General features: G+C 45.5%; 37 protein-coding genes. 30 read left to right on the top strand and 7 right to left on the bottom strand.

Features of this window, described 5'->3' with window-relative positions; all coding sequences use genetic code 11:
* Window positions 1-421: 421 nt before the first annotated feature.
* From hslU to priA, 5 genes are all read right to left on the bottom strand, one after another.
* Window positions 422-1,753, bottom strand: coding sequence for an HslU--HslV peptidase ATPase subunit (gene hslU, locus CAG69_RS21935; protein WP_005397950.1), 1,332 nt, complete (start codon window positions 1,751-1,753; stop codon window positions 422-424).
* 23 nt (window positions 1,754-1,776) lie between these two features.
* Window positions 1,777-2,328, bottom strand: a complete 552-nt coding sequence (hslV, locus tag CAG69_RS21930) for an ATP-dependent protease subunit HslV (protein WP_005383176.1) — start codon at window positions 2,326-2,328, stop codon at window positions 1,777-1,779.
* A gap of 115 nt (window positions 2,329-2,443) precedes the next feature.
* A complete protein-coding gene (ftsN, locus tag CAG69_RS21925) occupies window positions 2,444-2,992 on the bottom strand; it encodes a cell division protein FtsN (protein WP_053809480.1) in 549 nt (182 codons plus the stop codon).
* A 215-nt stretch (window positions 2,993-3,207) separates the two neighbouring features.
* Window positions 3,208-4,236 carry a DNA-binding transcriptional regulator CytR gene (gene cytR, locus CAG69_RS21920; protein ID WP_254901949.1) on the bottom strand — a complete coding sequence of 343 codons (1,029 nt, stop codon included), beginning with the start codon at window positions 4,234-4,236 and terminating at the stop codon, window positions 3,208-3,210.
* Window positions 4,237-4,539: 303 nt separating this feature from the next.
* Complete coding sequence (gene priA, locus CAG69_RS21915) at window positions 4,540-6,741, bottom strand: primosomal protein N' (protein WP_161446213.1); 2,202 nt, start codon at window positions 6,739-6,741, stop codon at window positions 4,540-4,542.
* A 295-nt stretch (window positions 6,742-7,036) separates the two neighbouring features.
* Here priA and rpmE point away from each other — a divergent pair, with 295 nt between their 5' ends.
* The 29 genes from rpmE to rplQ all read left to right on the top strand — a co-directional run bounded on the left by rpmE (window position 7,037) and on the right by rplQ (window position 21,373).
* Window positions 7,037-7,258: a 50S ribosomal protein L31 gene (gene rpmE / locus CAG69_RS21910; RefSeq protein ID WP_005379546.1), complete on the top strand. Its 222-nt coding sequence runs from the start codon at window positions 7,037-7,039 to the stop codon at window positions 7,256-7,258.
* Between the two features lie 455 nt (window positions 7,259-7,713).
* Window positions 7,714-8,025, top strand: a complete 312-nt coding sequence (gene rpsJ / locus CAG69_RS21905) for a 30S ribosomal protein S10 (RefSeq protein ID WP_004410492.1) — start codon at window positions 7,714-7,716, stop codon at window positions 8,023-8,025.
* Window positions 8,026-8,039: 14 nt separating this feature from the next.
* Window positions 8,040-8,669, top strand: coding sequence for a 50S ribosomal protein L3 (gene rplC / locus CAG69_RS21900; protein ID WP_005379555.1), 630 nt, complete (start codon window positions 8,040-8,042; stop codon window positions 8,667-8,669).
* Window positions 8,670-8,686: 17 nt separating this feature from the next.
* Window positions 8,687-9,289: a 50S ribosomal protein L4 gene (gene rplD / locus CAG69_RS21895; protein ID WP_005379556.1), complete on the top strand. Its 603-nt coding sequence runs from the start codon at window positions 8,687-8,689 to the stop codon at window positions 9,287-9,289.
* Window positions 9,286-9,588: a 50S ribosomal protein L23 gene (rplW, locus tag CAG69_RS21890; protein WP_004398471.1), complete on the top strand. Its 303-nt coding sequence runs from the start codon at window positions 9,286-9,288 to the stop codon at window positions 9,586-9,588. Before rplD ends, rplW begins: the two co-directional genes overlap by 4 nt.
* A gap of 15 nt (window positions 9,589-9,603) precedes the next feature.
* Window positions 9,604-10,428 carry a 50S ribosomal protein L2 gene (rplB, locus tag CAG69_RS21885; protein ID WP_005383168.1) on the top strand — a complete coding sequence of 275 codons (825 nt, stop codon included), beginning with the start codon at window positions 9,604-9,606 and terminating at the stop codon, window positions 10,426-10,428.
* 21 nt (window positions 10,429-10,449) lie between these two features.
* Entirely contained in the window at window positions 10,450-10,728 is a 279-nt protein-coding gene (gene rpsS, locus CAG69_RS21880) for a 30S ribosomal protein S19 (RefSeq protein WP_004394525.1), read from the top strand.
* Between the two features lie 10 nt (window positions 10,729-10,738).
* Window positions 10,739-11,071 carry a 50S ribosomal protein L22 gene (gene rplV / locus CAG69_RS21875; RefSeq protein WP_005383164.1) on the top strand — a complete coding sequence of 111 codons (333 nt, stop codon included), beginning with the start codon at window positions 10,739-10,741 and terminating at the stop codon, window positions 11,069-11,071.
* 18 nt (window positions 11,072-11,089) lie between these two features.
* Window positions 11,090-11,788, top strand: a complete 699-nt coding sequence (gene rpsC, locus CAG69_RS21870) for a 30S ribosomal protein S3 (RefSeq protein WP_005383161.1) — start codon at window positions 11,090-11,092, stop codon at window positions 11,786-11,788.
* A gap of 11 nt (window positions 11,789-11,799) precedes the next feature.
* Entirely contained in the window at window positions 11,800-12,210 is a 411-nt protein-coding gene (gene rplP, locus CAG69_RS21865; protein ID WP_005379577.1) for a 50S ribosomal protein L16, read from the top strand.
* Window positions 12,210-12,401: a 50S ribosomal protein L29 gene (gene rpmC / locus CAG69_RS21860; RefSeq protein WP_005379576.1), complete on the top strand. Its 192-nt coding sequence runs from the start codon at window positions 12,210-12,212 to the stop codon at window positions 12,399-12,401. The genes rplP and rpmC overlap by 1 nt, the downstream gene beginning before the upstream one ends.
* Window positions 12,401-12,655: a 30S ribosomal protein S17 gene (gene rpsQ, locus CAG69_RS21855; RefSeq protein ID WP_005379575.1), complete on the top strand. Its 255-nt coding sequence runs from the start codon at window positions 12,401-12,403 to the stop codon at window positions 12,653-12,655. The genes rpmC and rpsQ overlap by 1 nt, the downstream gene beginning before the upstream one ends.
* 162 nt (window positions 12,656-12,817) lie before the next feature.
* Complete coding sequence (gene rplN, locus CAG69_RS21850; protein WP_004410450.1) at window positions 12,818-13,189, top strand: 50S ribosomal protein L14; 372 nt, start codon at window positions 12,818-12,820, stop codon at window positions 13,187-13,189.
* A gap of 13 nt (window positions 13,190-13,202) precedes the next feature.
* Entirely contained in the window at window positions 13,203-13,520 is a 318-nt protein-coding gene (gene rplX, locus CAG69_RS21845; RefSeq protein ID WP_005379574.1) for a 50S ribosomal protein L24, read from the top strand.
* A 23-nt stretch (window positions 13,521-13,543) separates the two neighbouring features.
* Window positions 13,544-14,083, top strand: coding sequence for a 50S ribosomal protein L5 (gene rplE, locus CAG69_RS21840; RefSeq protein ID WP_005379573.1), 540 nt, complete (start codon window positions 13,544-13,546; stop codon window positions 14,081-14,083).
* A 17-nt stretch (window positions 14,084-14,100) separates the two neighbouring features.
* Window positions 14,101-14,406, top strand: coding sequence for a 30S ribosomal protein S14 (rpsN, locus tag CAG69_RS21835; protein ID WP_012841173.1), 306 nt, complete (start codon window positions 14,101-14,103; stop codon window positions 14,404-14,406).
* 29 nt (window positions 14,407-14,435) lie between these two features.
* Entirely contained in the window at window positions 14,436-14,828 is a 393-nt protein-coding gene (gene rpsH, locus CAG69_RS21830; RefSeq protein ID WP_005379572.1) for a 30S ribosomal protein S8, read from the top strand.
* Between the two features lie 13 nt (window positions 14,829-14,841).
* Complete coding sequence (rplF, locus tag CAG69_RS21825) at window positions 14,842-15,375, top strand: 50S ribosomal protein L6 (RefSeq protein ID WP_005392377.1); 534 nt, start codon at window positions 14,842-14,844, stop codon at window positions 15,373-15,375.
* 9 nt (window positions 15,376-15,384) lie between these two features.
* A complete protein-coding gene (gene rplR / locus CAG69_RS21820) occupies window positions 15,385-15,738 on the top strand; it encodes a 50S ribosomal protein L18 (RefSeq protein ID WP_005379568.1) in 354 nt (117 codons plus the stop codon).
* Window positions 15,739-15,752: 14 nt separating this feature from the next.
* Entirely contained in the window at window positions 15,753-16,256 is a 504-nt protein-coding gene (gene rpsE / locus CAG69_RS21815) for a 30S ribosomal protein S5 (protein ID WP_004745894.1), read from the top strand.
* Window positions 16,257-16,263: 7 nt separating this feature from the next.
* Window positions 16,264-16,440 (top strand): 50S ribosomal protein L30, encoded by a 177-nt coding sequence (gene rpmD / locus CAG69_RS21810; RefSeq protein WP_005379565.1) that lies wholly within the window; start codon window positions 16,264-16,266, stop codon window positions 16,438-16,440.
* 5 nt (window positions 16,441-16,445) lie between these two features.
* Window positions 16,446-16,880, top strand: a complete 435-nt coding sequence (gene rplO / locus CAG69_RS21805; protein ID WP_005383155.1) for a 50S ribosomal protein L15 — start codon at window positions 16,446-16,448, stop codon at window positions 16,878-16,880.
* A 20-nt stretch (window positions 16,881-16,900) separates the two neighbouring features.
* On the top strand, window positions 16,901-18,235 hold the full coding sequence (secY, locus tag CAG69_RS21800; RefSeq protein WP_005379562.1) for a preprotein translocase subunit SecY: 1,335 nt from the start codon (window positions 16,901-16,903) through the stop codon (window positions 18,233-18,235).
* Between the two features lie 38 nt (window positions 18,236-18,273).
* Window positions 18,274-18,387 (top strand): 50S ribosomal protein L36, encoded by a 114-nt coding sequence (gene rpmJ, locus CAG69_RS21795; protein ID WP_000868186.1) that lies wholly within the window; start codon window positions 18,274-18,276, stop codon window positions 18,385-18,387.
* 149 nt (window positions 18,388-18,536) lie between these two features.
* Complete coding sequence (rpsM, locus tag CAG69_RS21790; RefSeq protein ID WP_005383154.1) at window positions 18,537-18,893, top strand: 30S ribosomal protein S13; 357 nt, start codon at window positions 18,537-18,539, stop codon at window positions 18,891-18,893.
* Window positions 18,894-18,911: 18 nt separating this feature from the next.
* Window positions 18,912-19,301 carry a 30S ribosomal protein S11 gene (rpsK, locus tag CAG69_RS21785; protein WP_001118870.1) on the top strand — a complete coding sequence of 130 codons (390 nt, stop codon included), beginning with the start codon at window positions 18,912-18,914 and terminating at the stop codon, window positions 19,299-19,301.
* Window positions 19,302-19,328: 27 nt separating this feature from the next.
* Window positions 19,329-19,949 carry a 30S ribosomal protein S4 gene (rpsD, locus tag CAG69_RS21780; RefSeq protein WP_005383146.1) on the top strand — a complete coding sequence of 207 codons (621 nt, stop codon included), beginning with the start codon at window positions 19,329-19,331 and terminating at the stop codon, window positions 19,947-19,949.
* Window positions 19,950-19,973: 24 nt separating this feature from the next.
* Window positions 19,974-20,966: a DNA-directed RNA polymerase subunit alpha gene (locus CAG69_RS21775; protein WP_005383143.1), complete on the top strand. Its 993-nt coding sequence runs from the start codon at window positions 19,974-19,976 to the stop codon at window positions 20,964-20,966.
* A 26-nt stretch (window positions 20,967-20,992) separates the two neighbouring features.
* A complete protein-coding gene (gene rplQ / locus CAG69_RS21770) occupies window positions 20,993-21,373 on the top strand; it encodes a 50S ribosomal protein L17 (protein WP_005383141.1) in 381 nt (126 codons plus the stop codon).
* 135 nt (window positions 21,374-21,508) lie between these two features.
* Here rplQ and CAG69_RS21765 read toward each other — a convergent pair whose 3' ends face one another.
* Window positions 21,509-21,988 carry a DUF2780 domain-containing protein gene (locus tag CAG69_RS21765; protein ID WP_012841172.1) on the bottom strand — a complete coding sequence of 160 codons (480 nt, stop codon included), beginning with the start codon at window positions 21,986-21,988 and terminating at the stop codon, window positions 21,509-21,511.
* Between the two features lie 153 nt (window positions 21,989-22,141).
* Window positions 22,142-22,762, bottom strand: a complete 621-nt coding sequence (locus CAG69_RS21760) for an FKBP-type peptidyl-prolyl cis-trans isomerase (protein WP_005392370.1) — start codon at window positions 22,760-22,762, stop codon at window positions 22,142-22,144.
* 232 nt (window positions 22,763-22,994) lie between these two features.
* Here CAG69_RS21760 and CAG69_RS21755 point away from each other — a divergent pair, with 232 nt between their 5' ends.
* Window positions 22,995-23,591 carry a LysM-like peptidoglycan-binding domain-containing protein gene (locus tag CAG69_RS21755; RefSeq protein WP_046874056.1) on the top strand — a complete coding sequence of 199 codons (597 nt, stop codon included), beginning with the start codon at window positions 22,995-22,997 and terminating at the stop codon, window positions 23,589-23,591.
* Window positions 23,592-23,602: the final 11 nt, after the last annotated feature.

Genomic DNA, 23,602 nt, shown 5'->3' with positions numbered 1-23,602 from the left:
AACTATAAGATACAAAACCTATAATTATATTCGTTTCAGGTTCTATACTTGAGAGTCCATGCCTGAGCCCGCTTTCTTTATTCAGGGAGAGGAATCATCTAATTAATATTAAACATAGATTTCGATTAGTTGCCTGAAAGCTCTCATCCTACAATAAGGTGAAAACGCGTGTTACATGGCGCTACGAGATTAGAGTAAATTTAATTCGTTATCCATAGAGGTATAGGCATTGCGCTCTCATCGTCTATGGATATTTTTTTTTGAAATTTAGTATCATTTTCGCGTAGCTCAAGAAAGCCATTACCCAGTGTCGCTCTTATTAAAAGTGGCGTGATGGTAATGGCTTAAATGCACCAAATGAAAATTTCCAAATATGTACATTTACACTAGGTAATTCTCTAGGCTAATTGACTCTTACTACTTACAGAATAAAGCGGCTTAGATCTTCATCTTCAATCGTGTCGCCTAGGCGCTCTTTCACATAAGCGGAATCAATAACGAATTTAGCGCCAGATTGCTCCGCTGCGTCGTAAGAGATTTCATCCATCAAGCGTTCCATTACGGTGTGTAAGCGACGAGCACCGATGTTTTCTGTGCTTTCGTTGACCGTCCATGCCGCTTCCGCGATTTGCGTGATGCCGTCTTCTGTGAATTCGATGTCCACATCTTCCGTTTTCATCAACGCAACGTACTGCTCTGTTAGAGAGGCTTTTGGTTCTGTCAGAATGCGTTTGAAGTCGTTGCTGCTTAGTGCTTCTAGCTCAACACGAATTGGTAGACGACCTTGCAATTCTGGGATCAAGTCAGATGGTTTTGCCACTTGGAATGCACCAGATGCAACAAACAGAATGTGGTCTGTTTTTACCATGCCGTGCTTGGTTGATACCGTGCTGCCTTCAATCAATGGAAGTAGGTCACGCTGAACACCTTCGCGTGAAACGTCTGGGCCTGAGCTCTCGCCGCGTTTACAGATCTTGTCGATCTCATCGATAAATACGATGCCGTTGTTTTCAACGTTGAAAATCGCCGCTTCTTTTAGCTCTTCTTGGTTAACCAGTTTTGCCGCTTCTTCTTCCGCTAACGCTTTCATTGCGTCTTTGATTTTCAGCTTACGTTTTTTCTTAGTGTCGCCTGCCAGGTTTTGGAACATGCCTTGCAGCTGGTTAGTCATCTCTTCCATACCAGGAGGCGCCATGATCTCTACGCCCATCTGCGGTGCGGCTACGTCGATTTCAATTTCTTTATCGTCTAGTTGGCCTTCACGCAGTTTCTTACGGAAGATCTGGCGAGTGTGAGAAGACTCTTCCGTTTGCTCTGCTTGACCCCAGCTATCACGTGCTGGTGGCAGTAGCGCATCAAGAATGCGTTCTTCCGCTTGCTCTTCAGCGCGGAATTTTACTTTTTCCATCGCTTGTTGATGCGTCATTTTTACCGCGACATCAGTCAGGTCACGGATGATGGTTTCAACTTCTTTACCAACGTAACCCACTTCTGTGAATTTTGTCGCTTCAACTTTGATGAATGGTGCATTTGCCAGTTTTGCTAGGCGGCGTGCTATTTCAGTCTTACCAACACCAGTAGGACCAATCATCAAAATGTTTTTTGGCGTCACTTCGGCACGCAAACTTTCTTCAAGCTGCATACGGCGCCAGCGGTTACGAAGTGCAATCGCAACCGAACGCTTGGCTTTTTCTTGACCGATAATGTGGCGGTTCAATTCATGAACGATTTCGCGAGGCGTCATTTCAGACATATTCTTTCCTTACTTCGTTACGATTACGCGGTTGGTTTTTCAGGCTCTACCGTTGAGTCTAGCTCTTCTACTGTGTGGTGGTGGTTGGTGAAGACACAAATATCACCCGCGATGTTGAGGGCTTTTTCCGCGATCTCACGAGCATCTAGATCTGTGTTTTCTAGTAGGGCGGTTGCTGCAGCTTGTGCGTAAGCACCACCAGAGCCAATCGCAATCAGGTCGTGTTCTGGCTGTACGACATCACCATTACCGGTAATGATTAACGATGCGGTTTCGTCGGCAACGGCAAGCAAGGCTTCGAGCTTGCGCAGAGCACGATCGCTACGCCAGTCTTTGGCTAGCTCAACCGCAGCCTTAGTTAGGTGGCCTTGGTGCATTTGCAGCTTGCTTTCGAAGCGTTCAAAAAGGGTGAAGGCATCCGCAGTGCCGCCAGCAAAGCCCGCTAGTACTTGGTTGTTATATAAGCGGCGAACTTTGCGCGCATTACCTTTCATTACGGTATTGCCTAGAGATACTTGGCCATCACCCGCGATGACGACTTTATTATTTCGACGTACAGATACAATGGTAGTCACAGTCGACCTCTTGATTATTTCTCTTTGGATTTAATTCAGTATATGGGGGAGGGGAAATAGGGATTCAAGGGGGCAAAAAGAAAGGCCCTAGGATCTTAGCTCCTAGGGCCTGAGTTTAAAGATTTTCTTTCCAAATCGCACATGGCTCGATTTTCGCGCGTTGCAGTTTATGACGGTCACGTTCTGCATCACGTTTGAACTTATACGGACCTAGCACCACGCGATACCATGAACTACCTTCTTTCTTACGAATCTTGCTCGACATCCCTTGGAACGCGATTGCAAGCTTACGCTCTTCTGCTTGCGCCTGGGTTTTGTAAGCACCACATTGCATGATGTAAGGAATTTTAGAAACTTCAATTTCTTTGGCCACAACTTCAACTTCACGTTTCGGTAGTGACTCAACATATTCCCATTTTTCTTCTGGTGGTGGTGGCAAGTCTTTTTTCGGCTTTGGTTTGCTCACAGTGGTTGTTGGCTGTTTCACGACAGGTGGTTTTGGTTCTGGGTCGCTACTCAAAAGGTAAAGACCATAGCCAAAACCGCCCACAAGCAAGATAGCGAGCAGGCCACTACGCCAAGGTTTTTTTCTTCTCGGCGGCTGTTTTTTTGTCGACTTTTTTGGGGCGCCTCGCCCCCGTCTTACATAATCTCTATTTGCCACGGTTATTTCTGGTCATCAAGGATTCTTGCAAATATGTTAATCCAGAACGAGTTGAGAAAACACCCTATTGATAGAATCTTGATAGCTAAAGCGCGACAACGTCGGAGTGTGTTTCCGTTCGAGCTTATATTTGTACGGGATAAACAAAAAGCAGATGGGGTAAATAAAAAGCGGCGCCTTAGCACCGCTTTGGGTATGGATACTTAATTTTTAGGTTAAGGGCGCTGTGGTGGCGCTGCACTTCCGCGAATGACGAGATTAGTTTCAAGCAAACGCGAGCCTGAATGCACGTCGTGGCCTTTTAACATCTCGAGCATCATTAGCATTGCTTGTCGACCAATCTCATAGCGAGGCTGAGAGATGGTGGTCAACGGTGGATCGCAGTACTGAGCGAAGTTAATGTCATCAAAGCCCACAACGGAGAGATCTTGCGGTACTCGTAAGCCAAGCTTTTTCGCTTCTTGAATTGCGCCGATGGCCATTGTGTCACAGTGACAGAAAATAGCTGTTGGTGGCTCAGGTAATTCGAGCAGTTTACGAACGGCTTTTGCTCCGCCATCAAAAGAGAACTCAGTAATGACACTATATTGAGGGTCTTTATTGATGCCTGCACGGCGCAAGGCTTGTTGATAACCTTGCTGGCGGAACTGACACAATATTGCCGTATCTGGACCCGAGATTTGCGCGATGCGTTTATGACCTAGTTGGGTTAGGTAATTCACCGCTTCAAATGCTGAGGTCAGGTTATCAATATGTACTGTTGGAAGTTCTAACTCTGGCGCAAATTCACACGCCATTACCATCGGAGGTAAGTTCTTTTGTTCTGGCTTACTGACATCGAACGGTAGATCTGTGCCAAGCAGTAGCATTCCATCCGCCTGCTTAGTAAATACGAGGTTAACGAAAGAACTTTCGCGTTTCTTCTGTTGTCCGCTATCGCCCAGCAGGACTAGATAGCCATGTTCCATGGCAGCATCTTCAATGCCGCGAATAATTTCAGAAAAATAAGGATCACAGATGTCGGGAACGATAGTGACAATGGTTTTTGATTCGTTTCTACGTAAGTTACGCGCTAATGAGTTTGGAGAATAACCCGCTTCAAGTACGGCATCTTCTACTCTTTTTCTCGTTGAAGAAGATACTTTTTCTGGGTTCATTAATGCTCGAGATACCGTAGCCGTAGACACTCCCGCAAGCTGGGCAACATCCTTCATTGTCGCCATAGTTTTTAACCTCTCGTTTATTTTTTGCCAAGATGACGTTATTCCGGTTTGAAATCATAGTAATCACGTTGAGTTAGAGCAGCGTTTGCTTTTCGCTCAGTTCGTGTTAATAAGTGGAAAAATGGATTTTTCACTGCGACATCAATTTGTGGGAATAGTCATTGTTTTAATCTAAGTCTGTGCGAACAAGTCACTTTAGACTTTTCTAATTTGGATAGTCTATTCATTTCTAAAGTGAAAGTTACGGTCTGTTTAACAAAAATTGCAATCCCGTCGTGACGTTCGTCACATTAAATGGTAATTCATTACATAGTTAAACGTTTGCTAGCTGAGATCTTGTGGCTCTATGTCTAAATTCCAGCGAACTTTCTTGGCATTTGGCAACAACTCAATAGCAGGTTTGGCACTGGTTAATAACTTTTGCATCAATGAACGATGCTGGGTTTGAAGTAACAGCTGCCAGCGGTATTTGCCTGCACGTTTGGCGAGAGGTGATGGTGTTGGACCCAGCACCATGCAAGTGTCGTCAAATAAAGGATGCGATTCTAAGGTAAAGCGAACCTGACGTAAGAAGTCTTCAACCACTTCACTTTGGTTTGCTTCTGCTTTAAACAGAGTCAAGAAACTATAAGGCGGAAGCTGGGCGAGCTTACGTTCTTCCAGAGCTGTCATAGCAAAGTGACGATAGTCTTTTTGAAGTAGGGCTTGCAGCAAGCTGTGCTCAGGATGGTGAGTTTGCAGGATCACTTCGCCAGGTTTACTTGCTCGGCCAGCACGACCTGCGACCTGAATAAACAGCTGAGCTAATCGCTCCGAAGCGCGGAAGTCACTACTATATAGAGAGCCATCAACATCCAAAAGAGCAACGAGCGTTACATTTGGAAAGTGGTGCCCCTTAGCCAGCATTTGAGTGCCTATCAGTATTTGGTATTCACCTTTACGAATCGACTCAAGGGCATCTTCCAAGCTACCTTTGCGACGTGTGCTGTCTCTGTCGATGCGAATGGCGTTGTATTCTGGAAACAACTGAGCCAATTGTTGTTCGAGCTGCTCAGTTCCTACGCCGACGGTAACCAGTTGAGTTGAACCACATCCCTGACACTGATGAATGACAGGTTGTTGTGAGCCGCAGTGATGGCAGCGTATTTCGTTGCTGTAATGGTGGAACGTATAGTACGCATCACAGCGTTTACATTCTGCAATCCAACCACATTCATGGCACATCAAAGCGGGCGAGAAACCTCGGCGGTTAAGAAACAACATAACCTGATTGCCCACTTTTAAGTGTTTGCGCATTTCTGCAATCAGTTGGGCGGATAAGCCACTTTCTAAATACTGACCTTTTACATCTAACACTTTATTGGTGGTTGGCACGGCAGAGCCAGCTCGTTGGGTTAGTGTTAAATGGTGATATTTACCAGACAGTGCATTATGTAGGGTTTCTAACGCTGGCGTCGCTGAGCCAAGGACAATCGGTACTTGCTCTTTATGGGCACGCATGACGGCAACATCACGGGCATGGTAACGCAAGCTGTCTTGCTGCTTATACGAGGAGTCATGCTCTTCATCAACGATAATAATCCCCAAGTCAGCAAAAGGTGTTAGTAGGGCTGAGCGCGTACCAATGATGATCCCCGCGGCTTTATCGCGAGCCGATAACCAGGCGTTCAAACGCTCTGTTTCATTCAAACCGGAATGAATCACATCTACCGGGACATTAAATCGATGCTTAAAGCGGTTGATGGTTTGGGGCGTTAGACCGATCTCAGGTACTAAAACTAATGCTTGTTTCCCTTGCTCTAGAACGGGCTTGATAAGGTTTAAGTAAACTTCGGTTTTACCGGATCCCGTGACCCCTTCTAATAAATAGCAAGCAAAGCCCGTTTGGCTATTTACGCTGGCAATCGCGAGTGCTTGTTCGTGGTTAAGCTTTGGTTTCTCTACCGCACACTCTACATTTTGACTCCATTTCGTAATAACCGGCTTTTTCTCGATGCGTTCGACCCAACCTTTTTCTTCGAGATTTTTTAAGATGGTTGAGTTTACTTCTTGATCCAAGAGCTCTTGATGCGGGATCGGTCCGTTGATCATCATTTGGAGTGCACGCTGTTGTTTTATCGCACGTCCAAGCCCTTGCATGAGCTTATTTCTTCCTGCTTCTGTCAGTTGCCATTCTTGTAGCGTTGCAAAGTCGGCCGGTTTGCCTTTCCTCAGCGCGGCAGGCATTGCATTGTGTAGAGTGTCACCTAGAGGGTACTGATAGAACTGGCTGCACCAATTTAGCAGAGAATAAAGCGTCTCTGGCCATATCGGTTGGGAGTCTAATACCGCTTTGATTGGCTTAAGCTGCTCTTTAGGAAAGTCGGAGTGGTTCACCATTGCGGTGACGATGCCGACTAAGGTTTGGCGTCCAAAAGGTACGGAAACGCGTCCACCAATGATCGGAAACAGGTGCCCCGGAATGGCGTAATCAAATTGTTTGTCGAGCGGAACGGGTAATGCCACTCTAGCAATGGTTGGACGCATAAATTCTTAGCTATTAAAAAGAGGGAAAGGAAATGAGAGTCTATTAAAATCGGTATGGAAATTCGAGTAAAGCTATGTGATTCAGCGTGAATCGTGCCTCTATGATTAGTCTGGCTAAAAAAGTGGCGAAAAAGTTGCCAAATATGTTGATCCGAGCAATGTGATTCTTTACTATATCGCGCCTTGAGATATGGCTTCGGCAATTAGTTGATGCGGTATCCCATTTTATTATTAATTGCGTGTGGTGTGCGGCTTAGATTCGTATAGCGACACGGCCTACTATTGAGGTTATCCCATGAAAGCTGGTATCCACCCAGAATACAAAGCAGTAAAAGCGACTTGTTCTTGCGGCAACTCTTTTGAGTTCAACTCTACTCTAGGTAAAGAGTCTATCCACCTAGACGTATGTGACAAGTGTCACCCATTCTACACTGGTAAGCAACGTATCGTTGATACAGGCGGCCGTGTTGATCGCTTCAACAAGCGTTTCGGTGCACTATCAAGCGGTAAGAAATAATAGCAGCCGCTATTACGATTACAGTTTAGAAAAGGACGCTTCGGCGTCCTTTTTGTTTAATGGCTACCAAGCGAAGAGGAATGTATGGGGTTTGGAATATTCCCGATTATTTTTCACTCAGTGCTTGCAACCTAAAGTGTGATCTGTATAATGCAGCGCACTGGTTAAGCCAGTTGTGAACCAATGAGCAGTGAGGAGCGAGCAAATCTAAGGATTTGTGAGGTAATGTATACTCAGCTTATGTTCGCGGTTAATACAATTAGCTATCTTTTCTTCGGAAAAACTATCCTCAAAGGTGACTTTGGCATATAGGGATAGTTAATCGAAAATTAACTGACAATGCGTCCTAATCTTGGATGCTACGGTTTCACATAAATCAATCGGCATTCTCTCGTCTTGACGAGTTTGAGTGGCGATATTGTTTGTGTAATTTATTAAATTTGGAGCTCTGTCTCATGCAGAACCAACGTATCCGTATCCGCCTAAAAGCTTTCGATTACAAACTAATCGATGCTTCTACAGCGGAAATCGTTGAAACAGCTAAGCGCACTGGCGCACAGGTTCGTGGTCCAATCCCACTGCCAACTCGTAAAGAGCGTTTCACAGTTCTTATCTCTCCACACGTTAACAAGAAAGCACGTGACCAGTACGAAATCCGTACTCACAAGCGTCTAATCGACATCGTTGAGCCAACAGACAAGACTGTTGATGCTCTAATGCGTCTAGACCTTGCTGCGGGCGTTGACGTTCAAATTAGCCTAGGTTAAGGGAGATTAGAAGTATGATTGGTCTAATCGGTCGTAAAGTGGGCATGACCCGCGTATTTACTGAAGAAGGCGTTTCTATCCCAGTAACTGTTGTTGAGGTTGAAGCTAACCGTGTTTCTCAAGTGAAAACTCTTGAAACTGACGGCTACGCAGCAATCCAGGTTACAGCTGGTTCTAAGAAAGCTAACCGCGTAAACAAAGCTGAAGCAGGTCACTTTGCTAAAGCTGGCGTTGAAGCTGGTCGCGGTCTTTGGGAATTCCGTTTAGAAAACGGCGAAGAGTTCGAAGTTGGTTCAGAACTAACTGTTGAACTATTCAACGAAACTAAGAAAGTAGACGTTACTGGTACATCTAAGGGTAAAGGTTTCCAAGGCGCTGTTAAGCGTTGGAACTTCCGTACTCAAGATATGACTCACGGTAACTCATTGTCTCACCGTGCTCCTGGTTCTATCGGTCAATGTCAGACTCCAGGTCGCGTATTTAAAGGCAAGAAAATGGCAGGTCACATGGGTGCTGAGCGTGTAACGACTCAAAACCTAGAGATCGTACGTGTTGACGCTGAGCGCAACCTGCTTCTTATTAAAGGTGCAGTCCCAGGCGCAACTGGCGGCAACGTGATCGTTAAACCAGCTGTTAAAGCATAACGTCTCAGGAGTAAGTAATGGAACTAATGGTTAAAGGTGCCGATGCACTAACTGTTTCCGAAACTACTTTCGGACGTGAGTTTAACGAAGCTCTTGTACACCAAGTAGTTGTTGCGTACGCAGCAGGTGCTCGTCAAGGTACTCGTGCTCAAAAAACACGTTCAGAAGTTTCTGGCGGTGGCGCTAAGCCATGGCGTCAAAAAGGTACTGGCCGTGCGCGTGCTGGTACAATCCGTAGCCCAATCTGGCGTACAGGTGGTGTTACTTTTGCTGCGAAACCACAAGATCACAGCCAAAAAGTAAACAAAAAAATGTACCGTGGTGCTATGAAGAGCATTCTTTCTGAGCTTGTTCGTCAAGAGCGTCTAATCGTTGTTGATAACTTCTCAGTTGAAGCACCAAAGACTAAAGAGCTAGTTGCTAAGCTTAAAGAGCTTGAGCTAACTGACGCTCTAATCGTGACTAGCGAAGTAGATGAGAATCTATTCCTAGCTGCTCGTAACCTATACAAAGTTGACGCACGTGATGTTGCTGGTATCGATCCAGTATCTCTAATCGCGTTTGACAAAGTTGTAATGACTGCAGAAGCAGTTAAGCAAGTAGAGGAAATGCTAGCATGATCACTGAAGAGCGTATCCTAAAAGTTCTACGTGCACCGCACATCTCTGAAAAAGCAACTATGGCAGCTGAGAAAGCGAACACTATCGTTTTCAAAGTAGCTAAAGATGCGACTAAAAAAGAGATCAAAGCAGCTGTAGAAAAGCTATTTGAAGTTGAAGTTAAGTCTGTAAATACTCTTATCACTAAGGGTAAGACCAAACGTCAAGGTCTACGCCAAGGTCGCCGCAGCGACGTTAAGAAAGCGTACGTTACTTTGAAAGAAGGTCAAGATCTTGACTTCGTTGGCGGCGCGGAATAACAGGAGTAGTTAAAAATGGCTATTGTTAAATGTAAGCCGACTTCCCCTGGTCGTCGTCACGTTGTTAAAGTTGTTAACGCTGACCTACACAAGGGCAAGCCATACGCACCTCTTCTAGAGAAAAACTCTAAGAACGGTGGTCGTAACAACAAGGGTCGTATCACAGTACGTCACATCGGCGGTGGTCACAAGCACCACTACCGTGTAGTTGACTTCAAACGTACTAAAGATGGTATTCCAGCGACAGTTGAGCGTCTTGAATACGATCCAAACCGTAGCGCAAACATTGCTCTAGTTCTTTACAAAGACGGTGAGCGTCGCTACATCCTAGCACCTAAAGGTGTTGTAGCTGGTGATGTTATTCAGTCTGGTGTTGATGCACCAATCAAAGCTGGTAACACTCTACCAATGCGTAATATCCCAGTAGGTTCAACAGTACATAACGTTGAACTTAAGCCTGGTAAAGGTGGTCAGCTAGCTCGTTCGGCTGGTGCTTACGCTCAAATCGTTGCTCGCGACGGTGCGTACGTAACTATCCGTCTACGTTCTGGCGAGATGCGCAAAGTTCTTTCTGAAGGCCGTGCAACAATCGGTGAAGTTGGTAACTCTGAGCACATGCTACGTGAACTTGGTAAAGCAGGTGCATCACGTCATCGCGGTATCCGTCCAACGGTTCGTGGTGTTGTAATGAACCCGATTGACCACCCACACGGTGGTGGTGAAGGCCGTACTTCTGGTGGTCGTCACCCAGTATCTCCTTGGGGTATGCCTACTAAAGGCTTCAAGACTCGTAAGAACAAACGCACTGACAAGTACATCGTACGTCGTCGTAACAAGTAATCTATATAAAGAGGAATCGCCATGCCACGTTCTCTCAAGAAAGGTCCTTTTATTGACCTACACTTGCTGAAGAAGGTAGAGAAAGCGGTGGAAAGCGGAGACAAAAAGCCTATTAAGACTTGGTCCCGTCGTTCAATGATCATCCCTACGATGATCGGTTTGACCATCGCTGTCCATAATGGTCGTCAGCACGTACCAGTATTTGTAACTGATGAAATGATCGGTCACAAACTGGGTGAATTCGCACCAACACGTACTTACCGCGGTCACGCTGCGGATAAGAAAGCTAAGAAGCGCTAAGGAGTAAATAATGGAAGCAATTGCTAAACATAACTTTGCTCGCATTTCGCCTCAGAAAGCTCGCTTAGTTGCGGATCTAATCCGTGGTAAATCTGTTGACCAAGCTCTAGAAATCCTAACGTTCAGCAACAAAAAAGCTGCTGCACTAGTTAAGAAAGTTCTAGAGTCTGCTATCGCTAACGCGGAGCACAACGAAGGTGCAGATATTGACGATCTGAATGTCGCAAAAATCTTTGTAGATGAAGGCCCAACCATGAAGCGTATTATGCCTCGTGCTAAAGGTCGTGCGGATCGTATCTTGAAGCGTTCAAGCCACATCACTGTTGTTGTAGCAGATCGCTAGAGACTAGGAGAGTAAGCAATGGGTCAAAAAGTACATCCAAATGGTATTCGTCTAGGCATCGTTAAGCCTTGGAATGCTACATGGTTTGCTAACACCAAAGATTTCGCTGACAACCTAGACGGCGACTTCAAGGTACGTCAGTTCCTTACAAGTGAACTGAAAAAAGCGTCTCTATCACGTATCGTTATCGAGCGTCCTGCTAAGAGCATCCGTGTGACTATTCACACTGCTCGTCCAGGCGTTGTTATCGGTAAGAAAGGTGAAGACGTTGAGAAGCTACGCGCAGCTGTAGCTAAAATTGCAGGTGTACCAGCGCAAATTAACATCGCTGAAGTACGTAAGCCTGAACTAGATGCGCAACTTGTTGGTGACAGCATCGCGTCTCAGCTAGAGCGTCGTGTTATGTTCCGTCGTGCTATGAAGCGCGCAGTACAAAACGCAATGCGCCTAGGCGCTAAAGGTATCAAAGTGGAAGTAAGCGGTCGTCTAGGCGGCGCTGAAATCGCACGTTCAGAGTGGTACCGTGAAGGCCGTGTGCCTCTACACACTCTACGTGCTGACATTGATTACGCAACTTCTTCGGCTCACACTCAATACGGTGTGATCGGCATTAAAACTTGGATCTTCAAAGGTGAAATCCTAGGTGGTATGCCAGCAGCTAACGCTGTAGAGCCTAAAGGCGACAAGCCTAAGAAGCAGCGTAAAGGCCGTAAGTAAGGAGTCGACAGATGCTACAACCTAAACGTACTAAGTTCCGTAAGGTTCAGACTGGTCGTAACCGTGGTCTAGCTAAAGGTACTGATGTAAGCTTCGGCGAATTCGGTCTTAAAGCTGTTGGCCGTGGTCGTCTAACTGCTCGTCAAATCGAAGCGGCACGTCGTGCAATGACACGTCACGTTAAGCGTCAAGGTAAAATCTGGATCCGTGTGTTCCCAGACAAACCAATCACAGAAAAACCACTTGAAGTTCGTCAAGGTAAGGGTAAAGGTAACGTTGAGTACTGGGTAGCCCAAATCCAACCTGGTAAGGTTATGTACGAAATGGGTGGTGTACCTGAAGAATTGGCACGTGAAGCGTTCCGTCTTGCGGCACGTAAACTGCCTTTCAAAACTACATTTGTAACTAAGCAGGTGATGTGATGAAAGCACAAGATCTACGCGAGAAAAGCGTTGAAGAGCTTAACGCTGAGCTAATGAATTTGCTACGTGAACAGTTCAACTTGCGCATGCAAGCTGCGACTGGTCAACTACAGCAAACTCATACTCTGAAAGCTGTACGCCGTGATATCGCACGTGTGAAAACTGTTTTGACTGAGAAGGCAGGCGCATAATGAGCGAAGTAAAACGTACTCAACAAGGTCGTGTTGTTAGCGATAAGATGGACAAGTCTATCACTGTTGCTATCGAACGTTTCGTAAAACACCCAATCTACGGTAAATACGTAAAACGTACGACTAAAGTACACGCACATGACGAGAACAACGAGTGTGGCCTAGGCGACACAGTTGAAATCGCAGAGTGTCGTCCACTGTCTAAGACTAAGTCTTGGACTTTGGTAAAAGTTCTAGAAAAGGCGAAGATTTAATCTCGTTAATTCTATGAAACTAAAGCGGCTCCAAAATATTTTTGGAGCCGTTTATTTTTTGACTACCCAATCACAAAAAAGGGTGGTACAATTCGCGTCCCTTTTAAAGAGGCAGCCCGACCCGTGATGGGTCTAGTTATTAATATTTAGCGGAGCACTAACATGATCCAAATGCAAAGTATGCTGGACGCAGCTGATAACTCAGGCGCACGCAGCGTAATGTGTATTAAGGTTCTGGGTGGCTCTCACCGCCGTTATGCACATATCGGTGACGTCATCAAAGTTACTGTGAAGGAAGCAATCCCTCGCGGTAAAGTTAAAAAAGGTGATGTTCTGAAGGCGGTGGTAGTGCGCACCCGTAAAGGCGTACGTCGTCCTGACGGTTCTGTCATTCGCTTCGACCGAAATGCTTGCGTATTGCTAAACGACAATACTGAGCAACCAATCGGTACACGTATCTTTGGTCCTGTGACACGCGAACTTCGTGGCGATAAGTTCATGAAGATCGTTTCACTGGCTCCAGAAGTTCTGTAAGGAGCACGTAGAAATGGCAGCTAAAATCCGTCGTAATGACGAAGTAATCGTTCTTGCTGGTAAAGACAAAGGCAAGAAAGGTAAAGTAACTAAGGTTCTAGCAACTGGTAAAGTTATCGTTGAAGGTATCAACCTAGTTAAGAAGCATCAGAAACCTGTTCCAGCTATGGGTATCCAAGGCGGTATCGTAGAGCAAGAAGCAGCAATCGACGTTTCTAACGTGGCGATTTTCAACGCAGCTACTGGTAAAGCTGACCGTATCGGTTTCCGTTTTGAAGACGGCAAAAAAGTTCGTTTCTTCAAGTCTAACGGCGAAACCGTTTCTAACTAATAGAAGTAATTTGGAGTTCTACTATGGCGAAACTGCATGATTACTACAAGTCGTCTGTAGTCGCTGAACTGACCAAACAGTTCGGTTACACAAGCGTCATGCAAGTCCCTAGAATCGAGAAAATCACCCTAAACATGGGTGTTGGTGAAGCAATCAACGATAAGAAACTGCTAGAAAATGCAGCGTCTGATATGGCAACGATCTCTGGTCAAAAGCCACTTATCACAAAAGCGCGCAAATCTGTTGCAGGTTTCAAAATCCGTGAAGGCTACCCTATCGGTTGTAAAGTAACCTTGCGTGGCGAACGTATGTGGGATTTTCTTGAGCGTTTAATTAACATCGCTCTTCCACGTGTACGTGACTTCCGTGGTGTTAGCGCTAAGTCTTTTGACGGTCGCGGTAACTACAGCATGGGCGTTCGCGAGCAAATCATCTTCCCGGAAATCGACTTTGATAAAGTTGATCGTGTACGCGGTTTAGACATCACTATTACGACGTCTGCTGGTACTGATGAGGAAGGCCGTGCTCTGCTGGCTGCCTTTAACTTCCCATTCCGTAAGTAAGGTGAAGGGTTACTGTTATGGCTAAACAATCAATGAAAGCACGTGAAGCTAAACGTGCACAGCTAGTAGCTAAGTTCGCTGAAAAGCGTGCAGCGCTAAAAGCTATCATCAGCGATGTAAACGCATCTGAAGAAGATCGTTGGAACGCGGTTCTTACACTGCAATCTCTTCCACGTGATTCAAGTGCATCACGTCAGCGCAACCGTTGCAACCAAACTGGTCGTCCACACGGTTACCTACGTAAGTTCGGTCTAAGCCGTATTAAGGTTCGTGAAGCTTGCATGAAAGGCGAGATTCCGGGTCTTCGTAAGGCTAGCTGGTAATTGCCACTTAATCATTTGGAGTAAATCATATGAGCATGCAAGATCCGATTTCGGATATGCTGACCCGCGTTCGTAACGGTCAGGCAGCAAACAAAGTTGCTGTAAAAATGCCTTCTTCAAAGCTTAAAGTTGCAATTGCTGCACTACTAAAAGCTGAAGGTTACATCGTTGACTTCGCTGTTGAAGGCGAAGCAAAACCTGAGCTAGAAGTTACACTTAAGTACTTCCAAGCTAAACCAGTAATCGAGCAACTTAAACGTGTTTCTCGTCCAGGTCTACGTGTTTACAAGAAGAAAGATGAACTTCCTTCTGTAATGGGTGGTCTTGGTATTGCTATCGTTTCAACTTCCAAGGGTCTTATGTCAGACCGCGCTGCACGTAAAGCAGGTCTTGGTGGTGAAATCATCGCTTACGTAGCTTAATAAGGAGTAGACTATGTCTCGTGTTGCAAAAGCACCTGTCGCTATTCCAGCTGGCGTAGAGGTGAAACTAAACGGCCAAGAAATCACTGTAAAAGGTGCGAAAGGCGAACTAACTCGCGTTCTTAACGATGCAGTTGTAATCGCTCAGGAAGAAAATAACCTGACTTTCGGTCCTAAAGAAGGTGTTGCTAACGCATGGGCTCAAGCAGGTACTGCTCGCGCTCTAGTTAACAACATGGTTGTTGGTGTTACTGAAGGCTTTACTAAGAAGCTAACTCTTAAAGGTGTAGGTTACCGTGCTGCTATCAAAGGCAACGCTGTAGGTCTAACACTAGGCTTCTCACACCCAGTTGAGCACGAGTTGCCAGCGGGTATTAAAGCTGAATGTCCAAGCCAAACTGAAATCGTGATCACTGGTGCTGACAAGCAACTAGTTGGTCAAGTTGCGGCTGACATTCGTTCTTACCGTGAGCCTGAGCCATACAAAGGCAAAGGTGTTCGTTACGCAGATGAAAATGTGCGTACTAAAGAAGCTAAGAAGAAGTAAGGTAACACTATGGATAAGAAAGCATCTCGCATCCGTCGTGCTACACGTGCACGTCGTAAGATTGCAGAACTGGGTGCGACTCGCCTAGTTGTACACCGTACTCCTCGTCACGTGTACGCACAGGTTATCGCGGCTAACGGCTCTGAGGTTATCGCAGCAGCTTCTACTGTAGAAAAAGCGATCCGTGAGCAAGTGAAATACACTGGTAACGTTGATGCAGCTAAAGCAGTGGGTAAAGCTATTGCTGAGCGCGCTCTTGAGAAGGGCGTAACTGCAGTTGCATTTGATCGTTCTGGTTTCCAATACCACGGTCGAGTAGCGGCGCTAGCAGAATCTGCTCGCGAAGCTGGTCTGAAATTCTAAGGTAGGGTTGGAAGATGGCTAAAGAACAACAAGTTCAAGCGAATGATTTGCAAGAAAAGCTAATCGCAGTTAACCGCGTATCTAAGACGGTTAAAGGCGGTCGAATCATGAGCTTCACTGCACTAACAGTAGTTGGTGACGGTAATGGTCGTGTAGGTTTCGGTTACGGCAAAGCTCGTGAAGTACCTGCAGCGATTCAAAAAGCAATGGAAAAAGCGCGTCGTAACATGACTACGATCGCTCTAAACGAAGGCACTCTTCACCACCCAGTGAAAGGTCGCCATTCGGGCTCTAAAGTTTACATGCAGCCTGCTGCAGAAGGTACTGGTGTTATCGCAGGTGGTGCGATGCGTGCAGTACTAGAAGTTGCTGGTGTACACAACGTACTATCTAAAGCGTACGGTTCTACGAACCCTATCAACATCGTTCGTGCAACGATCGATGCACTAGGTAGCATGAAGTCACCAGAAATGGTTGCTGCTAAACGTGGTCTAACTGTTGAATCTATTTCGGAGTAAGAACACCATGGCAACTATTAAAGTAACTCAAACTAAAAGCTCAATTGGTCGTCTGCCAAAGCACAAAGCTACTTTGCGCGGTCTAGGTCTTCGTAAAATCAACCACACAGTAGAACTTGAAGATACTCCGTGTATTCGCGGTATGATCAACAAGGTTTACTACATGGTTAAAGTTGAGGAGTAATCAGAATGCGTTTGAATACTCTAGCACCGGCTGCTGGCGCGAAAACTTCTGCGAAGCGAGTAGGTCGTGGTATCGGTTCAGGCCTAGGTAAAACTGGTGGCCGTGGTCACAAAGGTCAAAAATCACGTTCTGGCGGCAGTGTTCGTCCAGGTTTCGAAGGCGGTCAGATGCCTCTGAAACAACGTCTACCAAAATTCGGTTTCACTTCTCGTAAGAGCCTAGTGTCTGCTGAAGTTCGTCTAGCTGAGCTAGCGAAAGTTTCTGGTGACGTAGTTGATCTAAACAGTCTTAAAGCTGCTAACATCATCACTAAGAACATCGAATTTGTAAAAGTTGTTCTTTCTGGTGAAATCAACAAAGCAGTGACTGTGAAAGGTCTACGTGTGACTAAAGGCGCTAAAGCTGCAATCGAAGCTGCAGGCGGTAAAATCGAGGAATAATCTCGAGGAACGAGGTACAGATGGCTAAGAAACCAGGACAAGATTTTCGTAGTGCTCAGAGCGGCTTAAGTGAACTAAAGTCGCGCTTGTTATTCGTAATTGGTGCACTTTTAGTATTCCGAGCCGGCTCCTTTGTGCCGATTCCTGGTATTGACGCTGCTGTACTTGCCGATTTGTTCGAACAGCAAAAAGGTACCATCGTTGAAATGTTTAACATGTTCTCCGGTGGTGCTCTTGAGCGTGCATCTATATTAGCATTGGGCATCATGCCGTATATTTCGGCATCTATTGTTGTCCAATTGCTAACTGTAGTTCATCCAGCGTTAGCTGAACTCAAAAAAGAGGGTGAAGCAGGCCGTCGTAAGATCAGCCAATACACACGCTACGGCACGCTTGTACTTGCAACCTTCCAAGCTATAGGTATTGCAACTGGCCTACCAAACATGGTCGACAATCTGGTTGTTATCAACCAAACCATGTTTACGCTAATTGCTACCGTAAGTTTAGTAACCGGTACCATGTTCTTAATGTGGTTAGGTGAACAAATTACAGAGCGAGGAATTGGTAACGGTATTTCGATACTGATTTTTGCAGGTATTGTTGCTGGATTGCCTTCTGCAATCGGTCAAACAATCGAGCAAGCGCGTCAAGGTGAATTGCATGTACTTCTTCTGTTGCTAATCGCGGTATTAGCTTTTGCAGTCATTTACTTCGTTGTTTTCATGGAACGTGGTCAACGCCGAATCGTCGTTAACTACGCGAAGCGTCAACAAGGTCGTAAAGTATTTGCTGCGCAAAGCTCGCATCTGCCTCTTAAAATTAACATGGCAGGTGTAATTCCAGCGATTTTTGCATCAAGCATTATCTTGTTCCCAGGAACATTGGCTCAGTGGTTTGGTCAAAACGGCGAGAGCAGCGCGTTCGGTTGGTTAACTGACGTGTCTTTGGCTCTTAGCCCAGGTCAACCGTTGTATGTAATGCTTTATGCAGCAGCAATTATCTTCTTCTGTTTCTTCTACACGGCGTTGGTTTTCAACCCGCGTGAAACAGCAGATAACTTGAAGAAGTCTGGTGCATTCGTACCCGGTATCCGCCCAGGTGAGCAGACAGCGAAGTACATTGATAAAGTAATGACACGTTTAACCCTTGCTGGTGCACTGTACATTACCTTTATCTGTCTGATTCCCGAGTTCATGATGGTCGCGTGGAACGTACGTTTCTACTTCGGCGGTACATCGCTACTAATCGTAGTTGTTGTAATTATGGACTTTATGGCACAGGTACAGACTCATCTGATGTCTCAACAGTATGATTCTGTGTTGAAGAAAGCGAATCTGAAAGGCTACGGCCGTTAATCCGGCGGTAGACTCAGTTTCATTTACGGAGTTTAGCAATGAAAGTTCGTGCTTCCGTTAAAAAAATCTGCCGTAACTGTAAAGTAATCAAGCGTAACGGTGTCGTTCGCGTGATTTGCAGTGAGCCAAAGCACAAACAGCGCCAAGGCTAATTAGCAGAAATTTTTACTTGAAAATGAAGGTTGGGTCGAGTATATTCCTCGGCCTACCTTTTGCGTGCAAAAGAAGTAGTATTCCGCAGCGTATCCATAACGGGCTTTGCTGCGGCTAATTCTTTTATAGAAACACTTAGGAGTGAATAATGGCCCGTATAGCAGGCATTAACATTCCTGATCAGAAACATGCAGTAATCGCTCTAACAGCGATCTACGGCATCGGTAAAACTCGCTCTCAAGCTATCCTAGCTGAAGTGGGTATTGCTGAAAATGTTAAGATCAGTGAACTAACTGAAGAGCAGATCGATCAACTGCGTGATGGTGTAGCTAAGTACACTGTAGAAGGTGATCTACGTCGTGAAGTATCTATGAACATCAAGCGTCTTATGGACCTTGGCTGTTACCGTGGTCTTCGTCATCGTCGCAGTCTACCACTACGTGGACAGCGTACTAAAACCAACGCTCGCACCCGTAAGGGTCCGCGTAAGCCGATCAAGAAATAATCGGGAAGGTAGAGTACAATGGCTAAACAACCAACTCGCGCTCGTAAGCGCGTACGCAAGCAAGTTGCAGATGGCGTTGCGCACATCCATGCTTCTTTCAATAACACAATCGTAACCATTACTGACCGTCAAGGTAACGCTCTTGCATGGGCTACTGCAGGTGGTTCTGGTTTCCGTGGTTCTCGTAAGTCTACTCCGTTCGCTGCACAGGTTGCTGCTGAGCGTTGTGCTGAAATGGCTAAAGAATACGGCCTAAAGAACTTGGAAGTTATGGTTAAGGGTCCTGGTCCAGGTCGCGAATCTACTGTTCGTGCACTAAACGCCGCTGGTTTCCGCATCACAAACATCGTTGATGCTACACCAATCCCTCATAACGGTTGTCGTCCACCTAAGAAACGTCGCGTATAACGTTTCTAGGACAATTGGAGAAGAATCATGGCAAGATATTTGGGTCCTAAGCTGAAGCTTAGCCGTCGTGAAGGCACTGACTTATTCCTTAAGTCTGGTGTTCGCGCGATCGATACCAAGTGTAAAATTGATAACGCACCAGGTGTACACGGCGCTCGTCGCGGTCGTCTATCTGAGTATGGCGTTCAGCTTCGTGAGAAGCAAAAAGTACGTCGTATGTACGGCGTTCTAGAAAAACAATTCCGTAACTACTACAAAGAAGCTGCTCGCCTAAAAGGCAACACTGGTGAAAACCTACTTCAGCTTCTTGAAGGTCGTCTTGATAACGTAGTTTACCGCATGGGCTTTGGTGCAACTCGCGCAGAAGCACGTCAGCTAGTTAGCCACAAAGCTATCCTAGTAAACGGTAAAGTTGTAAACGTTCCTTCTTTCAAAGTAGCGGCTAATGACGTTGTTTCTATTCGCGAGAAAGCTAAACAGCAAGCTCGTATTAAAGCGGCTCTAGAAGTTGCTGAACAACGTGAAAAACCAACTTGGATTGAAGTAGATGGTGGCAAGATGGAAGGTACATTCAAGCGTATGCCTGAGCGTTCTGATCTATCAGCTGACATCAACGAACAATTGATCGTCGAGCTTTACTCTAAGTAAGGTTTAAACTAAAGAGAGGACACAATGCAGGGTTCTGTAACAGAATTTCTTAAGCCACGTCTAGTTGACATCGAACAAATCAGCTCGACTCACGCAAAAGTAACTCTTGAGCCATTAGAGCGTGGCTTTGGTCATACTCTGGGTAATGCACTTCGCCGCATTCTTCTATCTTCTATGCCTGGTTGTGCAGTGACAGAAGTAGAAATCGAAGGCGTACTTCACGAGTACAGCACTAAAGAAGGCGTACAAGAAGATATTCTTGAAATCCTTCTAAACCTTAAAGGTTTGGCAGTGCGTGTTGCTGAAGGCAAAGATGAAGTGTTCATTACTTTGAACAAATCAGGCTCGGGCCCTGTGGTTGCAGGTGACATCACCCATGATGGTGATGTAGAGATCGCTAACCCTGAACACGTTATTTGTCACCTAACGGATGACAACGCTGAAATCGCAATGCGTATTAAAGTAGAACGTGGTCGTGGTTATGTTCCAGCTTCTGCGCGTATTCATAACGAAGAAGACGAGCGTCCAATCGGTCGCCTACTAGTAGATGCTACTTACAGCCCAGTAGACAAAATTGCCTACGCTGTAGAAGCAGCTCGTGTAGAACAGCGCACTGATCTAGACAAGCTTGTTATCGATATGGAAACAAACGGTACTCTAGAGCCTGAGGAAGCAATCCGTCGTGCAGCTACAATCCTAGCTGAACAATTGGATGCATTCGTAGATCTTCGTGATGTACGAGTTCCTGAGGAGAAAGAAGAGAAGCCAGAATTCGATCCGATCCTACTGCGTCCTGTAGACGATCTTGAACTAACAGTTCGCTCTGCTAACTGTCTGAAAGCAGAAGCGATTCACTACATCGGTGATCTAGTACAACGTACTGAGGTTGAGCTACTTAAAACGCCTAACCTTGGTAAAAAATCTCTTACTGAGATTAAAGACGTACTTGCGTCACGTGGTCTGTCTCTGGGCATGCGCCTAGAAAACTGGCCACCTGCATCAATCGCTGAAGATTAATCGATACTAGTTAGAAGGATTAGGTCATGCGCCATCGTAAGAGTGGTCGTCAACTCAACCGCAACAGCTCACATCGCAAAGCGATGTTCAGCAACATGGCTAGCTCTCTAGTACGTCATGAAGTTATCAAGACTACTTTGCCAAAAGCAAAAGAGCTACGTCGCGTAGTTGAGCCTTTGATTACACTAGCTAAGACTGACAGTGTTGCTAACCGTCGTCTAGCATTTGCACGTACTCGTGACAACGAAGTAGTTGCAAAACTATTTAACGAACTAGGTCCACGTTTTGCTGCTCGTCAGGGCGGTTACACTCGTATCCTAAAAGCTGGCTTCCGTGCTGGTGATAAAGCTCCAATGGCTTACATTGAGCTTGTAGATCGCCCAGCTGCTGAAGAAGCTGCTGAGTAATCAGTTCGTAAGAACGAGAAAGCCGAGCGTTAGCTCGGCTTTTTTGTATCTGCGATTCAGTAAATCTTTATATCCAGCCTGCATTTATTTTACTCCATGCAGACTGGCAATTTAAAAAGTGATTATCACTTGCGCTTATTTACTAGTATTCCACAACCCGCCCAACGAACTTAGAAGTCCCTCGCTAGCGCCTTGTTTGTTCAAGTAATCCAGAATTACTGGAGCAAACTGACTGATCATAGAGGGATCTAAACCCAACGTATCGAATGCACTTTTTACTGCACTGATATTCTCAATATTCCCCAGTAAGCTTTGTGCTCCTTGCAAGTTTGAAAGCCCAGGAATCAAAGACTGTAATTCACTGCTATTTTCTTGTGAAAGCTGGCTTTGAGCCAAAGCGAGTAGTGCGCCACTACCTCCAGCCGCTTGTTCTGTAGATACAGGTAATTGGCTAGTTAGCATGTCTGTCAATGGAGATGATTCAGTGTTCAGGCTACTACCTACCATATCCATTAGGCCACTTTCTTTACTTTTTTGCGTGACGGAATCTAAGAATGCGTGTGCACTACCAATGTTCATTGATAAGAGTGCTAGAGTCAGGAGTGTTTTACGCATAGTACCTCCGAAGGTTGAGCGTTTTTAACGTGATTTTATTGTTTTAAAGGCTATCAGAATGAAAGGTTTAGAGGTGAGAAAGTCTATTCAGTTTAGACAAAAAAACGGCGCTAATGCGCCGTTTTATTAAATCATAATTGAAAATGGTTTCAATTAAAGAATATCTAGTAGTTCTACTTCGAAAACTAGTGCTGCGAATGGAGGGATAGCTGCACCAGCGCCACGCTCACCGTACGCAAGGTCTTGTGGTACGTATAGTTTCCACTTAGAACCAACAGGCATTAGTTGTAGTGCTTCTACCCAGCCTTTGATTACGCCTGTAACAGGGAACTCAGCTGGTTGACCGCGAGATACAGAGCTATCGAATACAGTACCGTCAGTTAGCTCACCGTGGTAGTGAACGCGAACTGAGCTTTCTGCTGTTGGAACTGCACCAGTACCTTCAGAAATGATTTCGTACTGAAGGCCAGAGTCTAGAACGTTAACTTCAGGGCGTAGTGCGTTGTCTTTTAGGAACGCTTCGCCTTCTGCTGCTGCAATTTTCGCTGCTTCTTGGCGAGCGGTTTCTGCACGAGTGTGAAGTTCTTGTAGTGCTTTGTTGATTTCATCAATTTCGATTGATGGCATGTCACCAGTTAGTGCTGTTGCAATACCCGCTGCGATAGCATCAACGCTAAGACCTTCAAGACCAGAACCTGCAAGTTGCTGACCCATTTGCAGACCAATGCCGTAGCTTGCTTTTTGTTCTGCAGTTTCAAATTTAATTTCAGACATGAATGTCGCTCTTGTTAGGAGTGATAAAGGCAACAGGATATCAGTTTCGAGCTTAGGTTTAAATGATTGCGACTGAATGCTTAATTGAGGCGGCCAGGGTGTGACTTATCTCTTACTCCAAGTGAAATTTCTGCTAATTTAATCCAAATTCCATTTTAGTTTAGTGAAAAACATATACTCTCCGCGTCGGTATTTTTATACTGGCAGTAGAAGTATTAAGGGACTCATTAAAATGAATCGTCGCAGAAAGAAAAAGCAGCAAGTCGACTATGTCGAATTGGTTAAACAAAAATTCGCTGCTATCGACTGGAAGCAGCCGTTCAACAAAGAGCAGTGGTTGGAGCGTATACAGCCTGTTAAGCAGTTTTGGCTGCGCCTACCGAAATTCCATCAACGAGCTTTGATGGTTTTAGTACCATTGATTCTGGTACTCCTTGTTATTCCTTTGCCGAATAAAACAGAACAATCAGTTGAGCAAGCTGAGGTCGATCATCAGCGCGTAGCGATTCAGCTGAACGCACAGAGTTTAAGCCAGCAAAGAACCTCTCAGAATTCTGGGCCGAAATCCGAAGACTGGAAAGAGTACACGGTTAAAAATGGCGACACGTTAGCGCAGGTTTTCAGAAGTAATCAGCTCTCGATGGCGGATCTTAGCGCTCTAGTAAAAATCGAAGGCAGTGATAAGCCGCTGAGCCAAATTAAACAAGGACAATTGATTCGCTTTAAGCTTAGCGATGAAGGCGAGTTGGATATGCTGCAACTAGAAAAAAGCGGCCGGTCCGTCATGTTTTTCCGCTTATCGGATGGGACCTTTGGGCGCAACAAGTAGATGCTTCAAAT

The sequence above is a fragment of the Vibrio sp. V43_P6S15P86 genome (assembly GCF_009904725.1).
In the GTDB taxonomy this organism is placed as follows: domain Bacteria; phylum Pseudomonadota; class Gammaproteobacteria; order Enterobacterales; family Vibrionaceae; genus Vibrio; species Vibrio diabolicus.
This window is presented reverse-complemented; position numbering and strand designations above follow the sequence as displayed.